Source organism: Streptomyces sp. NPDC093097, assembly GCF_044754325.1.
In the GTDB taxonomy this organism is placed as follows: Bacteria; Actinomycetota; Actinomycetes; order Streptomycetales; family Streptomycetaceae; genus Streptomyces.
The window spans coordinates 42,907-57,742 of record NZ_JBIVOW010000005.1 but is presented as its reverse complement, the minus strand read 5'-3'; the positions used below and the strand labels follow the sequence as shown (position 1 = coordinate 57,742).

The window sequence follows — 14,836 nt, the reverse complement described above, 5'->3', positions numbered from 1 at the left end:
GGCTGTCGGCACTGCGGCGGATCCGGTGCCGACATGGTGCCCGCACCGCGGCACGGTCACCAACTGGGCGAACCGGTGCGGGTTCAGCCCCGTGAAGGGGGCCATGCAGGTCGGCTCGACGACGCCGTGATCGCATCAGCCGCGCCGTGATCATGTCGCTCCTGCTGCCCCTTCGGCCGGGCGAAGGCGAGGGTGTCGGGGACCGCTTCGCGCAGGCTTGGCGTCCATCACGATGTGCTGGACGTGCTGCGCCCCGTACAGGAAGGCGAGCGAGTGCAGCTCCCGGGTGTACGGATCGAAGACGGAATGGGCGTTGGCGCTGTACCCCTCGGGAGTCGCTCCGAGGTCTCTGGGACGCGTCACACCAGGCACGGGTGGGTGTGATGCCATGCATGGGCGGCGAGGTGCGCTGGTTCGAGGTCGCCCCCAGCCTGGTGGGTCACACGCTCAACGCCTACGACGACGGCACGGACGTGGTGATCGACATCGTCCGGCACCCCGAGGGCTTCAACATCATGGACTTCGGCACCAGCCGCCCCACGCTGGACCGCTGGCGGGTCGACCTGGCCACCGGAAAGGTTCGAGAAGAACGGCTGGACGACCGCATCCAGGAGTTCCCCCGGGTCAACTCCCGTTGCGTCGCCCGCCCTCACCGGTACGGGTACTCGGCCGCGGTCGAGCTCTACGCGCCGCCCACCGGTCCCGGAGACCCGCGGCCGAACGAGGGGTTCAGCAGTGCGCTGCTCAAGCACGACCTGGTACGCGGTACGACCGAGGCGCATGAGTTCGGCCGGTTCGGGGCCGTGAGCGAGGGCGTGTTCGTTCCTGCGGAGTCGCCCGTCGCCGAGGACGACGGATATGTGATGGCGTATGTGCACGACGCCGAGCGCGGCGCGGCGGATCTGGTGATCCTGTCGGCCCAGGACTTCACGGGCGAGCCGGTCGCGCGCGTCCACCTTCCGGTGCGGATTGCCGAGAGTGGTGCTTCTGACCTGGACACCTTGATATCAGCGGCAATGGCGCCGTGGCGCAAGCCGCGGGCGGTGCACGACCCGGGCAAGGTCCTGCTGGATGTCGCGCTCGCGACGCTCGCGCGTTCCCAAGTGCACGGCAGGGTCCGGGAGTTGGCCCGTGCAAGCAGTCCGGCCGCCGACGGCAGTTGATCGTGGACATCGACGGCGTGCCGGTGCTTGCACACTCCGAGAAGCAGGACGCCACCGCGACCTGGAAGAAGACCTTCGGCCGTCATCCGCTCGTCGCGTTCGTCGACCAGGGCCAGGCCGGGTCCGGGGAACCGGTGGCCGCCCTGCTGCGGCCCGGGAGCGCGGGCTCCAACGCCGCCGCCGACCACATCGAAACCCCCCAACTCGTCCTGGCCCAACTGCCCAAACGCCTGCGGCGGGGACGACGGACACTGATCCGCACCGACTCCGGCCGCGGCACCCATGCCTTCCTCGACTGCCCGGGCCGATGGGTCTCCGACTCAGGTCACTGGGGAATGACACGGTTCCTCAGGTTGTGAGGGTAGGGGCCCTCGCCGTGAATTCTCAGTTCCGTGGCCACGTCGAAGCTGTAGTAGGGGTGTGAGGTGAAATAGCTGTCCAGGTTGGTGCCGCCGAAGCAGATGAGATCCGCTCCGCCCGCCGAGTTGGGCCCGTTGCAGAGGCTCAGCGTCGGGTACCGGAACCCGTCGAGCGGGCGGAAGCCGGTGCCGCCGGGGCCGGGAACGGGCAGGTGACCGACGAGCCCGCCAGGGTCGCCCGGCCAGTTCGACTCGCCGGGCTGCCGCCGGCCGTCGGCGAACAGGATTCCCTGGATGTTCCGGCCGGGCGGTTCGGTTTCCAGGACGGTGCCCGCGACGAGGGCGCCGAGGCTGAATCCGACGATGTACACCTTGGTGTTGAGGTCACACCCGTTGGTGACGTAGAGGTTGTAGAGCGCCGTCCTGAGGTTGGCGACACCGGCGTCGACATCGGCGTACAGGTTGATGTCGTTGACACTGTTGGGGTAGGGGATGCGTACGGGGTTGGCTCCCTCGGGAGCGAGAGCCGGGTCCAGGAGCTTCTGGGCCCCGCCGTCCTGCCAGCCCGGGACCACGAACATGACCGGCCCGCAGGACCGGGCAGGCCGTGCGGGAGCGGCCTGGGCCGTACCTGCCGACCCGATGATGGTGCTGGCGACGCTGGCGATCGACAGGGCGATGGCCAAGAGCCACCTCTGTCGCGGCGGTTCGAAGCTTCGTGTCACGTTTTCTCCTGATTCCTGAGTAGTGTGGGATCGGCCGGGCTACGTCAGGGACGCCGACTGGGCGGCGTTGTAGACGGCCTGCTCCTCGTCACCGAAGTGGGTGGAGCTCATGTTGGGGCCCTCCTGCCAGCCGAGGACGCCGATGATCTGGCCGGGGTCGTCGTAGCGGGAGAAGACTCCGGACTGCAGGCCTGCGCCGGTGGTGGGGTCGAAGTTCTGCAGCACGGCGCCGCCGCTGCATCCGGGTGACAGGGCCCCGGGCATCACGTCGCTGTAGTAGACCGGGTCGGCATGGGTGGTGCCCTGGGCGACCATGAGGTTGCGGCCGTCGAAGGTCCGCTGGAGTTCCGGGGAGACGTGGCCTGGGCGGTAGTAGTTGCGTTCGTTGATGGTCGGGTAGCCGAAGATGTGGTTGGTCTGGTTCTGCGGCTGGTTGAAGCCGATTCGCTGAGCGCCGGTGATCTGGCCGATCGGCCGTGGGTCGTCGGGGCTGGCCACGAGGACCGCGGCCATGTCGTGCCCCAGCAGCCAGTCGGCGCTCTGGCTCCAGGTGCTGGTGAACCACTCGCGGGTCACTCCCCAGACCCCGTACGGGGCGATGTCCTTGCCGGGGAGCGCCGTGCTGGTGGTGTGGCGGGGCAGGTTCGCTCCGTTGAATCCCGGCACGAAGGCCATGTTGGTGACCACGATGTTCCCGAAGCCCACGTCGACCGGGGTGTGGACGCGCAGGCAGTGGGCGGCGGTCACCACGACGCTCTGATTGGCACTGGCCACGACGTTGCCGGAGCACGCTGATTCCGTGACGGCACCGTTGTCCAAGTTCTTGTACTCCATGAAGAACTTGCCCGCGGTGCGCGAGACCAGTCCCGCCTTCTGCGGCCACGGCTTGCTGAGGTTGTCCCAGCCCCCCGGGGGCGGGGTGGCGTCCTGGTCCTCGTGGTTCAGGCCGACGGAGGCCATCTTCGCGAGGGTCCAGTGTTCCACTTCGGCCCTGAGCCTTGGCTGGTGGTCTGCACCTGCCGGGACCAGCGGAAGGAGCTCGAACGCGGAGACCTCGGCCCGTGCCGGAGGCGCCGCGACGAAGAGTGTGGCCACCAGCGCGAGTACGCCGAGCAGGGTCGTTCTCGTGCGTCCTGACAGCATTCCGATGGACAAAGTCTTTCCTCCTTGAAGGTATGGAGAGAGACGGTTCCGATGACGTTGGACGTTTTCCACGGCCGGTCTTACGGGTTGGTGGTCACCTCGAAGCCCGCGCCGAAGACGCCGGCGGGGGAAGCGGCGTCACGGGCACGCAGGTCGGCGAGGATGTTCGCCGAGCTGGTGAACAGGAAGGGCGGCAGTTGCAGGGTGATCCCCTTGACGATGCCAGCCCAAGGGCCCGATGCCTGGAAGCCGTTGGCCTGGGAGGGGAAATCGGTCCCCGGCACGTGCCAGATCGCCGGCCCGCCCGAGTCGCCCCTCAGGAAAACGGCCGGTGACCGGTAGACCCCGTCGGCGTTGTCCATGACGGTGCCGTACCACACACCCGCCTGGCCCGACGTGATGATCTCGTTGGTGCCGGTGGCGAGCAGTCGCTCGTTGTCCAGCGCGGGGCTCAGGGCGTTGGGACTGGCGGTCCCGCCGGGGACCTTCACCTCGCCCGTCTGCTTCAGGTACGGCCCCTGCGAGGAGAGCGTCACCTGCGGGACCAGCTCGATGACCATGTAGTCCTTGGTCACGTGACCCGTCTGGGAGCCCTCCGGGTCCTTGAAGTAGCGCACGTATCCGATCGGGCCGAACCCGGCGTCCGACCGGTCGTAGACGGGGGCGACGTTGTCGTGGATCTCACGGTCCGCGTATGTGCCTTCGGGGTCGCCGAGGCAGTGGCCTGCCGCGATGGCTAACTTGTGCCCGTACTTGTCGTTGCCCACCGCGCCGACCGTGCAGAAGAGATCGGGTGCCGACGGGTTGAAGATGATCTGCATCGCGTTGAAGACCCGCTTGCCCGGCTGGGCGTGGGCGGCGCCGACCCCCACGGTGCAGAGCACCGCCAGGCTCAGCAGGATGGTGCACAGTCGCTTGATCACGTACGTAACCCTGTCTGTTGGGAACGGGAGAGGTCAGGCGGACCTGAAGGCCGCTTCCACGCGTGGCACGAAGTCGACGAAATCCTGCGCCCAACAGCCGTAGCTGTGGCCGCCGTCGCAGCTGCCCCAGCCGGAGCCGTTGCCGTAGTCCACGTAGTGATAGGGGTAGCCGAGCTCGTCCAGGTGGTCCTTGGCGTGCTGTGCCGCCGACCTGACCCAGAACTCGGGATCGGTGGGCTTTCCCCTGCCGTCGCCGGTGTAGAGCGAGATGCCCATGCCGGCCAGCCGGTCCATGTGCGTGGACGGGTCTGCCTCGTTCCAGCGCCAGTCGGCGTCGAGGATCGGAAACGGCGTGCCGAAGAGCGCGTCGCTGGACACCGCGGGCCCGAAGTCGAGCGAGCAGGTGGAGTCGCTGGAGCCGCAGAGCGGCGCGCCGATGTTGGTGAGCGTGGCGACCACGGCTGCCCGCATGACAGCGTGGTTCCTCGAAAGGTCGACCGCGCCGGAGAACACCCCGACCTGGCTGAACAGTTCGGGATGCGCCTGGGCGTAGTGCAGGGAACCGAAGCCGCCCATCGAGAGGCCGGTGACGGCCCGCCCCTTCTTGGCCGCGATGGTGCGGAGATTGGCGTCGATGAACGGGATCACCTGGTTGATGTGGAAGTTCTCCCAGTTCTGCGCGCCGGCGGCGGTCTCCTGGTCGACCCAGTTGGCGTACCAGCCCCTGCGGCCCCCGTCCGGAATGACCGTGATCATCGACTTGGCCGCGAGGAGGGCGGGGTAGGCGAGTCTGGGGTTGCCCGGGTCGTCGGAGGCTCCGTGCAGGAAGTAGAGCACCGGGTAGCGCTTGGCGGGGTTGGACGTGTAGTCGCCGGGCAGCAGGATCCGGATGCGGTGCTCACCGGCGACCTGGGCCGTCTTCACGGTGACCACGAAGTTGTTGGCGGAACCGTATGCGGCTTCGGACTGGGTCAGACCGAAGCCGTCGGCCATCCTCGGCGGATCGGAGGGCTGTGCGTGCGCGGAAGGCGTTCCCAGTAAGAGGAGGAGGGTGGCCGTCACGGCGGCGACTGCTGCCCTCGCGCGCGGGAGCCGGAGGGACAGGACTGGTCTCATCAGGTGTCCTCGGAATGGGCCGGATGTCAAGGAACCGACGGTTTCGGCCAGACACCGGAATTCTCACCGCAGTGCTTCGTACAGCGCCATACTGAGACGGTGGCACACTCGGGCCACTGGCCCACGTGCGCCACCACGCAGTACGCCTCGGCGGCCGGGCGGGCCACCCCTGATACGGGCGAAGGGCGTGCCGTGCACGACGTGTTGGACCCGGACTCCGACCGCGGGCGCGTCTACCGATCCCTGGTCGGTCACCCACGTGAGCCCGTCGGACGGCTGGCGGCCCGGACAGGGCTGGGCGAGACCGCTGTACGGGCGGTGCTGAAGGAACTCGCCGCCGCAGACATCGTCATGACGACGGACGCCGGCGACGGGGAGGAGTCCTGGGAAGCACTGCCGCCCACACAGGTCGTCGAGGCGCTGCTGCAGCGCGATGCCGCCCTGTGGACGGCCCTGCGCCAGGCCGGGACGGAACTGGAAAAGCTCTACCGCTTCGCCAGGAGGGATGCCGGTCACTACGGCGCGCTGGAGGTCGTCGAGGACGCCGCCCGCGTCCTAGCCGTCAGCCGGCAGCTTCAGCAGTCCGCATGCCACCAGCTCCGGACCATCGACGTGCCACCGTACTCCGGCACGGTCGACCACTACCTCGGGCAGGAGGTGCTTCAGCGTGAGCGCATGGCCGCCGGAGTCGTCTACCGCACCATTTACCACGGCTCCGCGTTCGACGACCCCATCGCGGGGCCCAACATGGCCCGCATGATCGAGGCCGGGGAACAGGCGCGGACACTGGACGATCCGCCCATGAAACTCGCCATCGTCGACAGCGAGTTGGCAGTGGTCACCCTCGCCGCCGATGACCACCCCGGTGTCGTCTCTCTCCTGGTACGTCCCTCCAGCCTCTTCCGGGCACTGTCCAACGTGTTCGAGTCCCTGTGGAGGCTTGCCGTTCCCGTTTCGGCGACGGGCATCGGCACCCAGATCGATGCCCGGGACCGGCAGATCCTCACCCTCATGGCCAGCGGTGCCACCGACGACGCGATCGCCCGACGCCTGGGCATGGGCCGCCGCACCGTCGTACGCCGCGTCTCCGTCCTCCTCGCCAGGCTGGGTGCCACCACCCGCTTCCAGGCCGGGGTTCAGGCGGGCCGGCGCGGCTGGCTCTGAGAGGGCGTTTACCAGCCTGACCTTCAACGCCAGAGGCCGAACGACGCCTCACACGTGATCACTGGCTTGGTAACCGCCCACCGTGCAGGCGGACTTCGGCTGACCATGCGCTCCGGCCGAGGTACGCATGCACTCAGACGAAGGCCGTGGGGGCGAGTTCGCGGCATCACGTGGTCCGGCACGAGCCGTTCGCGTGGAACGGGCAGGCTTCCGGGGCGAAGTCCGCCGCACGTCAGGGCCGCGCCTCACGGTGGGGGAGGGGCGGCCGTGCGGTCGGCTCCGGCGGCACTGCCGAGCCCCGCCAGGGTCCTCAACTGCAGCCAGAGGACGAGGCGTTCATCGGGATCCTCCAGATCGATGCCGAGCTGCCGGCCGGCCTGCCGCAGGCGGTAGCGGCAGGTGTTGGGGTGGACGGAGAGCGCTTTGGCCGCCCTCGCCACGTCGCAGCCCGCGTCGAACCAGGCCACGAGAGTGCGGGCGTAGTCGGAGCCGTGGTCGACGTCCGCGGCCAGCACCCGCCGCCAGGCACCCGCGCTCAGCGCCCGCCGCTCCCGCATCACCTCGGACAGCAGCAGGAGCGTCACCTGGGGACGCACCTCGTCGACCATGGCCACCGGCAAGGCGTCGTTCAACAGGCGCAGGACCAGGTCCGCGTCCGCTCGCGAGTCCGTCACCTCGGCGAGGTGGGGCACCACCTCGCCGAGCGCCGCTCGCACCGGCACCCGCAGCGACCGGCCGGCACGGCACACGATGTCCTCCGCCATCTGCCGGTGCCGCCGGTCGACCGCGCTGCGCTCCTGCGGCGTGCGTCCTCCGCCGTGCTCCCCGGGCGCGGGCAGCAGTGCGTACACCACTCCGTCCAGGAGCACGCAGGCATGTTGCCCGTAGCGTGCCTCGCACTGCAGGCGTACGACGTCCAGCAGCCTGAGTGAGGTCCGTTCGGCGTCTGGCACGCTCGCCGCGGAGTCCAGCACGAACGCGGCCACGCGGACGGTGTCCCACCCCAGGCGGTGCGCCGCCGCCTGGGCATCCGCCGAGCCGTCCAGCAAGCGGCGTACCAGGTCGGTGTTCTGATGGCGAGTCAGTTCCTCGGTGGCGCGGGCTCGCAGCAGGAGCAGTGCCGCCGTCGATGCGCCCTGGGCCAGGGTCTTCTCGGCGTCCGCGGCGAGCGTGCCGCCGTCGACCACCCAGACCGAGCCCAGGGGTTCGCCGCCGGCCCGCACCGCGATGGCGAGCCGCGGCAGACCGCGCGGTGTGGCCGGCGGCAGCCACACCGGCCCGTCCGAGGCGAACACCAGCCGGACCTGTTCCGAGTTCTCCACGTCGTCCGGGACCTGGAGGCCGAGGATGCCCTGGCGGCGTTCCTCGTCGACCGGCTGGCCAGGCACGGTGGAGTAGGCCAGGACCCGTTGGCGCGGGTCCTCCACGGACACCGCCCCGCCGACCGCCGCCGCGATCGCGTCGGCCAGCGCGAACAGGTCGCCCAGTCCGCCGCCGTGTGCGGACCGTGCCCCGATCGCCGAGGCCAGGAGCAGGTGCACATGGTGCCAGGCCGTCTCCTCGTCGATCGCCAGCAGCGCCACGCCGTGCGTCTCGGCCTCGTCGACCGGCCCGTCCGTGCCCCGCACCACGACCCCGGTCATCCCTGCCTGCGCGGCGGCCCGCACCAGTGGCCCGGCCGCCGCCGCCCGCACGCCGACCGCGAGCAGCAGGGCCCCGGGCGCAGGGGGCAGCGGGGCGTGCGGGTCGTACAGCAGCGCCTCGGTGACCGGGGCCGAGGGGTCGGCCGGTGCGGTGTGCAGCCGTAGGGCCGGACTGCCGACGACGTTCATCAGGTCGCCGAGGGTGCAGCCGTTCATGGGTCCCTCTCCCGTATCGGCTCCGGTATCGCTTGGTGTCTCCGCGAGCGGGCTGTGGTTCAGTTGAGGGGGCGAGCGCCCCATGTGTTCTGGAGAGCCGGCTGTACGTCTTCTCCGAGAACGATGTGCGTCATCTTGCCGGGCAGGGTGGGGAGTTCGGCCCAGTGGGTCACGGTTTCGTCGCTGCCGAGGCCGTGGGGCAGGCGGACGACCCCGTCGGAGTCGACGAAGCAGTCCCGGTGCTCTGTCCCGTCCGCACTCTCATGCCGGGTCGTGAAGTACATCGGCCTCACCAGCCAGAATTCCTCCCCCAACGCCGCATCGGAGGCGGTGGCACTGTCAGCCGGATACCGGCCCGTGATCGCGGCCGCCACCGGGATACCGATCCGAGGCAGCCTCTCGCGCACGTCGACCCAGGTGACCACGGTGTTCAGGTTGGTCATCTCCACCCTCTCTCAGGCACTCGGCACGTCGTCTTCGGTCCCTATGGCGGCGCGTCGGCAAGGGCGCTGCCCGACCTCGGCACCCGGCAAGACTGCCTGGCGCTCGTGAGGGTTGCCTGAGCCGGACCTGCGGTCGCAGAAAACGTTTGCTGCGGTGTGGAGTTGGAGGACGAGGAACGGCTGCGGCCGGACAAGAAGGAGACGCCCGGGCGGCCGGCGCATCGCCCACGGCGGGGTGGAGGTTTTCCATGCCGAGGTGGCGCGGCCGGTGCGGGGAGGCGGTGCACGGCCTGGGCCTCTGATCGGCGCGGACTGCGGAGCCGGTCCGGGAGCGCTGTCAGGAGGTGTGGGTCTTGAGGTGGGCCCGCTCTCCCTGACGGCCGAAGAGGACGAGGAGTTCGACGACCCGATCGTCGTCGGGGCCGAGCCAGTGCGGCACATGGGTTCCGAAGCCGACGCCGAGCTGGACCGCGGCCACCAGCGCCCCGGTCCAGTTCCGCCAGAACGCCAGGCACCGCCACGGCCGACATCAGCACCCACGACCCCAGGACGAACGGCCGCCGCCTGCTGGCCCGGTCCGACCAGACCCGATCCACGACCACCGTGGCTGGCAACGTCACACCGTTCACGGCGGTCAGTGCCAGCACATCGCCTTCCGGAGCCGCCACCGCAACACGTCTCGCACGTAGTACAGGAGATACAGCAGCACCAGCGCATTCCCGAGGTTCACCAGAAACGGGTCAGTCAGGCCCAGCCCAGATCAGGATGACGCCGCACATCGGGCCTGCCCATAGTGGAATGTGGTGGGCGGCCGTCCCGTCCGCTGCGTGGTAATCGAGCCCCGTGATCAAGTCGTCATCGGATGCCTTTCTCCTTGCGGAGGATGCACATTTCTCGAACGTCGGGATCGCCGATGAGGAAATATAGATAGGTTCCTTTGGCATCACTTGAGGGGTTCATGATCCACGTGGAGGAGTGACTCTGCGAGTCATGCCCTGAGGGGAAGTGCGAGAGGGCGTCATTGTCACGCTTCTCGTCATCTTGACCGTCCTTTGATTCGTTGTCCGTCGCAACGGACAGTCTGAGCAATTTCCCGTTCCCTACAGACATCCCCCCTTTGTATTCGCCAGGCTTGACGACTCGCCATGCCCCTTCCCCTGAGACTGGTTTGTTCGGATCGTACTGGAACTCCTGGCGCCCAAGCCCCTCGACTGCTGCGCGCCCTGAAGTGTCCAGTTTCACCGATCCGTTGCATCCTTTCCACGTGCCTACGAGTTCACGTTCCTTCACCGGACGATCGTCGGGGAGTGGCTGATACCTGGAGTCGGGCGCGCAACTGCACAGCAGCGTGAGGAGCAGACATGCGAATGTCGGGGTTCTGCCGGGTATGTTGAATTTCTTCTCTGTGGTCAAAGCCTTGGCCTTCGGCGTGCTTCGTCGATGCGTGTGCCCTCGAGGGAGTTCTCAGTGAAGTGCGGACCTCGCCGCTATCTTCATGGGTATCCCGAACTCGTACTCCCCGTAGGCGGTTTCGGCAGGGTGATGGGGGTGACCGGCCTGTTCGGCCAGAGTCCGGCCGTTCTTGCGTTTCAGTGGGGCGATCAGTCCCCGCATGTAGGCGAGTGCCGACTCCCGCGGCTCTGACGTGGAAAACCTGTGCACGAACCGGTCATGTACTGCGTCCAGTTCGCCGGCCCACACCCTGATATCAGCGAGGTCCCCACCCATGCTCAGGCCAACGACCAGCCTGTCCGACCGTCCCGACGAACACCGTTGCAGTACTAGCAAACGGTCTCCGCGTGGAGTTCGGCCCTGCTCGACAGCGCTAGCAGTGCCGCTTGGGTCGGGGAGTCCGGTTCGGCCGCGTACAGCAGCAGTGTCAACTCCTCGTCCGGCGGCGGCAGTCGCATCGCCTGGAAGTGCAGCTCCAGTGTCCCGTAATCGGGATGGCGGACGAGCTTGACGCCGTGTCCCTTCTCCTCGACCTCCTGGGATTCCCACAGCCGGGCGAACTCCGGGCTGCGCTCGCGCAGTTCACCGACCACCTCGCACAGCTGGACGCTGTCCGGGGTGCGGCCGGCCTGGGCGCGCAGTACGGCGACGACCTCGCGGCGGATCTGCGCCACCTCCGGGTGCGCGTCCGCCACGTCCGCGTGGAGGAACATCAGCCTGGCGATGTTGCGTTCCTCCGGCGATCGCTGCGCGAAGCCGCACAGCAGTTGCCCGCCCAGCCGGTTCCACGCCAACACGTCCATGGCGCGGCCGTAGACCAGGGCCGCGACGCCGTCCATCGCGTCGAGCACCGCACGCAGGCCGGGCCGCACGACCTGCGGTACTTCCGGGGCCGGCTGCCGCGCGGCCCCGCCGCGCGCCGCGCGCTGCACCATGTTCCGCAGGTATGCGTGCTCGGCCGAGGTCAACCGCAGCCCGCGGGCGAGGGCGTCCAGCACCTCCGGCGAGACGTTCCCGCCGCGACCCTGCTCGATGCGCGTGTAGTACTCCACGCTGATCCCTGCCAGCCGGGCGGCCTCCTCGCGGCGCAGCCCGCGCACCCTGCGCCGCGCTCCGCCGGGCGGCAGGCCGACTTCGGCCGGGTCGAGGGTCGCCCGACGGGCCTTGAGGAACGCGTTGATCTCCGGCTCTGCATGCATCGGACCATTCTCCATGCCGGGTTCAGCCTGGCCCTGCGGGTACCAGGATCCGCCGGGTCTGGTTGGTGCGGGGGCCGGCAGGCAGGGTGGATTCCGACACCGGTCATACGAAAGGCATGGGAGCAGCCATGAACCGCAGGATCCTCGGCGGCACCGGCATATCCGTCAGTGAGTACACCCTTGGCGCGATGATGCTCGGTGCGTGGGGCACCAAGGATCACGACGAGGCCGTCCGCATCGTGCACACCGCCCTCGACGCAGGCATCAACACCATCGACACCGCCGACATGTACTCCGACGGTGAGTCCGAGGTGATCGTCGGGAAGGCACTGAAGGGCCGCCGGGACGACGTCGTCCTCGCCACCAAGTTCCACCATGCGATGGGTCCGGACGCCAACCACCGTGGCAATTCCCGGCGTTGGATCGTCCGTGCGGTCGAGGACAGCCTGCGCCGCCTGGGAACCGACTGGATCGACCTCTACCAGGTGCACCGCCCCGACCCGTACACCGACATCGACGAGACCCTGGCGGCGCTGTCCGATCTGGTGCGCTCCGGCAAGGTCCGGGCGATCGGCTCGTCCACCTTCCCCGCCGGGGAGATCGTCGAGGCCCAGTGGGCCGCCGAGAAGCGCGGCCATGTCCGCTTCCGCAGCGAGCAGCCGCCGTACTCGATCCTGGCCCGCGCCATCGAGCGGGATGTGCTGCCGGCCGTGCAGAAGTACGGAATGGGCGCGCTCACCTGGAGCCCGCTCGCGGGCGGTTGGCTGTCGGGCAAGTACGGCGGTCCCGACGGCGCGGCTCCGAGCGAGGCCACCCGCTCCACCTTCCTGCCGCAGCTGTTCGACACGAGCCTGCCTGGCAACGCCGCCAAGCTCACCGCGGTCACCGAGCTGAAGAAGGTGGCCGCCGACGCGGGGCTGACGCTGCCGGCACTTGCCACCGGATTCGTCCTCTCGCACCCCGCGATCACCTCCGTGATCATCGGCCCCCGCACCCACGACCAGCTCACCTCGCTGCTGGACACCGCGGGAACGGTGCTGAGCGGCGACATCCTCGACCGCATCGACGAGATCGTCCCGCCTGGCACCGACCTCAACCACGACGTCACCCACTACGACCCGCCCGCGCTCACGGACAAGGCGCTGCGCCGCCGCTGAGTCGGAGCGCGGAACGCCCCGCACACCGGGCGTAGTTGGCACCCGACAGTCGAGCGCCGTGGACCTCAGGTCCACGGCGCTCGGCCGTTCCGAGGTGTCCCGGCGTCATGCGGCGACTGGCGCCTTCACCTGCTCCCAGCGGCCGTTGAGAGCCTGCTTGGAGGCGTTCAGGGCATCGCTGACGGTCCCTTGCAAGGGGACTGTCATGATGGCTGCCTTGTAGGCCCAGGCGAGGCGCTTGACCTTGTCTTCCATCGGTTTTTTGGGGTCGATCCAGTCCCGGTGGGTCAGGGAATTGTGCAGGCCCGTGTCCTCCGTGACCTTCCTGACGCTGATGACGGCCTTTTTCTCCAGGGTTTCGGTTCCGCCGGTGTCGAATCCTTTGTACCCGTCGTCCAGTGCCCTGTTCATCGGTGTCCGGCCGCCGCCCAGGTCCCACAGAAGACTGTCCATGCCCTTGCGTTGCCATACGGCGCTCGCGAAGTTCGGGCCGATCCTGTCCGTCTTCCACGGATCGCTGTCGGTTATCTTCTTCAGGCTGTTCTTGTCCGGCTGGAGCTTGATGTTGCGATACAGGCCGACTGCTCCAGGCGTCAGCGCAGCCAGGTCCACGCGTATCGTTTTGATGTTCCAGGATTTCGCGGTTTCGGCGAAGAGGTAGACGAGCAGGGAGCCCAGCCCTATCCCCTCGGGTTTGGCGTCGATGTTCTCGATGACCATGGCGGCGTTCTTGCTGTCGTACTTCACCTCGAGCCAGGCCCGTATGGTGGTGTCGGTTTCTCCCTTGGCCTCCCACTTCACGGATGTCGGGCTCGGGGGAGGATTATCCGGGGTGACGTTCACGGCCTTGCCCTTGTGTGGGCCCTCCTGCGTACATTTCCACTTGGGCATCTTGTTCCCCTTGCCGTCGGGTCGGGTCGGGCTGGGCGCACGCAGATGGGTGGTGCGCCTGTTTCGGCCTTCACCACCCATGCCAGCATGGGCGCGTTTGGGCTGCATCTGGATCTCCGGCGCGCTTGTCCCCCCCGGTACGTTCCAGGTCGGCCGCGTAAGCGTCCGCTTGAACGTCTCGTGCTGTGCGGCGACTACGGGCCCTCTCTCTGGCGGTCATCGGATCTCTCGCGCCTCGTCCACGCGCGACGAAAAAGACCTCTTGATCAGTGGCTTCCGCTCTTCATGAGCGGTGAGGTTCGGTGGTCGCGTCGTAATCGCGACCACCGTGGAGGTCTTCCCCATGCTCCTTGTCCTGTTCATCGCCGCATCTCCGACATTGTTCTTCGCCCACGCAGCTTCCGCTGTCCTCGTCGAAGTAATCGGGTGCGTGTGTCCGGGGCGAGGTCGTCATGGCCCCGTCTCCCGGGAACGTCATGGTGTGCGGGGGGAGTGGTGATGGCGCCGCTGCACCGTAAGCGCAATGCCGTTCGCGTGGTCTGGCGCTGGACCGAAGACACCCCTGATGCGGTGTCGCGAGCCCGGACGGCCCTGGAGTGTGCTTTGGACCAGCTCGGATTTGGCGGAGAGGTGCGCGAAGACGCGGTGTTGGCCGTCTCGGAGCTGGTTGCCAATGCGCTGGAACACGCGCCGGGTCCCTATGAGATGAGACTGCGTCGGGTCACGGCCGGAATGGTCTGTGAGGTGGTGGATCGAGACCCACGCATTCCTCGGGTCCCCGCCATGTCGGCACGGATGCCTTTCGACCCCGTACCAGAATTGCGGGGAGGCGGGCTTGACGCCCTGTTGGAGGTCATGTCGGAACGGGGCAGGGGACTGCACATCGTGCATCAACTCACGCATGGCCGCTGGGGCTTCATGGCGTGCACGCGCGAAGAGATGAAGGTGGCCTGGATGCTGATCCTCAGTGGCGACGTGCATGGCCATGGGCGGGCTTGAACCGCTTTGACGGACGTCGTCCTTCGGAGGTCGAAGCCCGTGATCTCCGATGCCGGCCAAGTGGCACGAGCCAGTTGGCCGGTGTCGTGCCGGGGCCGTCACCGGCTGAAGGCCGAGAGGGAGTTCGGGGCCGCTGCCCGTGCGGCTCGTGTACCGATGTCGGCCGGTCCCCAACTCTCGTTGCCGAAGGCTCCGTTGGGTAGATCACAGAGAAAACCGCAACAACGGGAGCAACTGTCAGCC

The 14,836-nt window shown here is 68.2% G+C and carries 12 protein-coding genes and 4 pseudogenes; 5 read left to right on the top strand and 11 right to left on the bottom strand.

Annotation, left to right across the window (positions count from 1 at the left end; genetic code table 11):
* Positions 1-152 precede the first annotated feature (152 nt).
* Together ACIQE0_RS10275 and ACIQE0_RS10270 are read left to right on the top strand one after the other, a co-directional pair.
* Positions 153-911 (top strand): annotated as a pseudogene (locus ACIQE0_RS10275) (carotenoid oxygenase family protein); the annotation flags it as partial.
* Positions 906-1,456: pseudogene (locus tag ACIQE0_RS10270) on the top strand (transposase); the annotation flags it as partial. The pseudogenes ACIQE0_RS10275 and ACIQE0_RS10270, both read left to right, overlap by 6 nt.
* 32 nt (positions 1,457-1,488) lie before the next feature.
* Here the strand turns inward: ACIQE0_RS10270 and ACIQE0_RS10265 are convergent.
* From ACIQE0_RS10265 to ACIQE0_RS10250, 4 genes are all read right to left on the bottom strand, one after another.
* Positions 1,489-2,247 (bottom strand): hypothetical protein, encoded by a 759-nt coding sequence (locus ACIQE0_RS10265; protein ID WP_402330434.1) that lies wholly within the window; start codon positions 2,245-2,247, stop codon positions 1,489-1,491.
* A gap of 39 nt (positions 2,248-2,286) precedes the next feature.
* Complete coding sequence (locus ACIQE0_RS10260) at positions 2,287-3,402, bottom strand: trypsin-like serine peptidase (RefSeq protein WP_402330432.1); 1,116 nt, start codon at positions 3,400-3,402, stop codon at positions 2,287-2,289.
* A 68-nt stretch (positions 3,403-3,470) separates the two neighbouring features.
* Positions 3,471-4,313, bottom strand: coding sequence for a hypothetical protein (locus ACIQE0_RS10255; protein ID WP_402330430.1), 843 nt, complete (start codon positions 4,311-4,313; stop codon positions 3,471-3,473).
* 33 nt (positions 4,314-4,346) lie between these two features.
* The gene (locus tag ACIQE0_RS10250; RefSeq protein ID WP_402330429.1) at positions 4,347-5,429 is read right to left on the bottom strand and encodes an alpha/beta hydrolase; all 1,083 of its coding nucleotides are present in this window, start codon (positions 5,427-5,429) and stop codon (positions 4,347-4,349) included.
* Between the two features lie 99 nt (positions 5,430-5,528).
* On the opposite strand from ACIQE0_RS10250, the gene ACIQE0_RS10245 reads away from it, so the two are divergent.
* The gene (locus tag ACIQE0_RS10245) at positions 5,529-6,593 is read left to right on the top strand and encodes a LuxR C-terminal-related transcriptional regulator (RefSeq protein ID WP_402330427.1); all 1,065 of its coding nucleotides are present in this window, start codon (positions 5,529-5,531) and stop codon (positions 6,591-6,593) included.
* A gap of 245 nt (positions 6,594-6,838) precedes the next feature.
* Here the strand turns inward: ACIQE0_RS10245 and ACIQE0_RS10240 are convergent, their stop codons facing one another.
* The 6 genes and pseudogenes from ACIQE0_RS10240 to ACIQE0_RS10215 all read right to left on the bottom strand — a co-directional run bounded on the left by ACIQE0_RS10240 (position 6,839) and on the right by ACIQE0_RS10215 (position 11,546).
* Positions 6,839-8,452, bottom strand: a complete 1,614-nt coding sequence (locus ACIQE0_RS10240) for a PucR family transcriptional regulator (RefSeq protein ID WP_402330425.1) — start codon at positions 8,450-8,452, stop codon at positions 6,839-6,841.
* Between the two features lie 59 nt (positions 8,453-8,511).
* The gene (locus tag ACIQE0_RS10235; protein ID WP_402330423.1) at positions 8,512-8,895 is read right to left on the bottom strand and encodes an AQJ64_40280 family protein; all 384 of its coding nucleotides are present in this window, start codon (positions 8,893-8,895) and stop codon (positions 8,512-8,514) included.
* 337 nt (positions 8,896-9,232) lie between these two features.
* Positions 9,233-9,346, bottom strand: a pseudogene (locus ACIQE0_RS10230) (XRE family transcriptional regulator); the annotation flags it as partial.
* Positions 9,347-9,750: 404 nt separating this feature from the next.
* Positions 9,751-10,137, bottom strand: a complete 387-nt coding sequence (locus ACIQE0_RS10225; protein ID WP_402330422.1) for a hypothetical protein — start codon at positions 10,135-10,137, stop codon at positions 9,751-9,753.
* Positions 10,138-10,443: 306 nt separating this feature from the next.
* Positions 10,444-10,623 (bottom strand): annotated as a pseudogene (locus tag ACIQE0_RS10220) (IS701 family transposase); the annotation flags it as partial.
* 53 nt (positions 10,624-10,676) lie between these two features.
* Complete coding sequence (locus ACIQE0_RS10215; protein ID WP_402330420.1) at positions 10,677-11,546, bottom strand: helix-turn-helix transcriptional regulator; 870 nt, start codon at positions 11,544-11,546, stop codon at positions 10,677-10,679.
* A gap of 128 nt (positions 11,547-11,674) precedes the next feature.
* Between ACIQE0_RS10215 and ACIQE0_RS10210 the strand changes: the two genes are divergently transcribed.
* Positions 11,675-12,703: an aldo/keto reductase gene (locus tag ACIQE0_RS10210; protein ID WP_402330418.1), complete on the top strand. Its 1,029-nt coding sequence runs from the start codon at positions 11,675-11,677 to the stop codon at positions 12,701-12,703.
* 105 nt (positions 12,704-12,808) lie between these two features.
* Here the strand turns inward: ACIQE0_RS10210 and ACIQE0_RS10205 are convergent, their stop codons facing one another.
* Positions 12,809-13,702 carry a hypothetical protein gene (locus ACIQE0_RS10205; protein WP_402330416.1) on the bottom strand — a complete coding sequence of 298 codons (894 nt, stop codon included), beginning with the start codon at positions 13,700-13,702 and terminating at the stop codon, positions 12,809-12,811.
* Between the two features lie 390 nt (positions 13,703-14,092).
* Between ACIQE0_RS10205 and ACIQE0_RS10200 the strand changes: the two genes are divergently transcribed.
* The gene (locus ACIQE0_RS10200) at positions 14,093-14,593 is read left to right on the top strand and encodes an ATP-binding protein (RefSeq protein ID WP_366331081.1); all 501 of its coding nucleotides are present in this window, start codon (positions 14,093-14,095) and stop codon (positions 14,591-14,593) included.
* Positions 14,594-14,836: the final 243 nt, after the last annotated feature.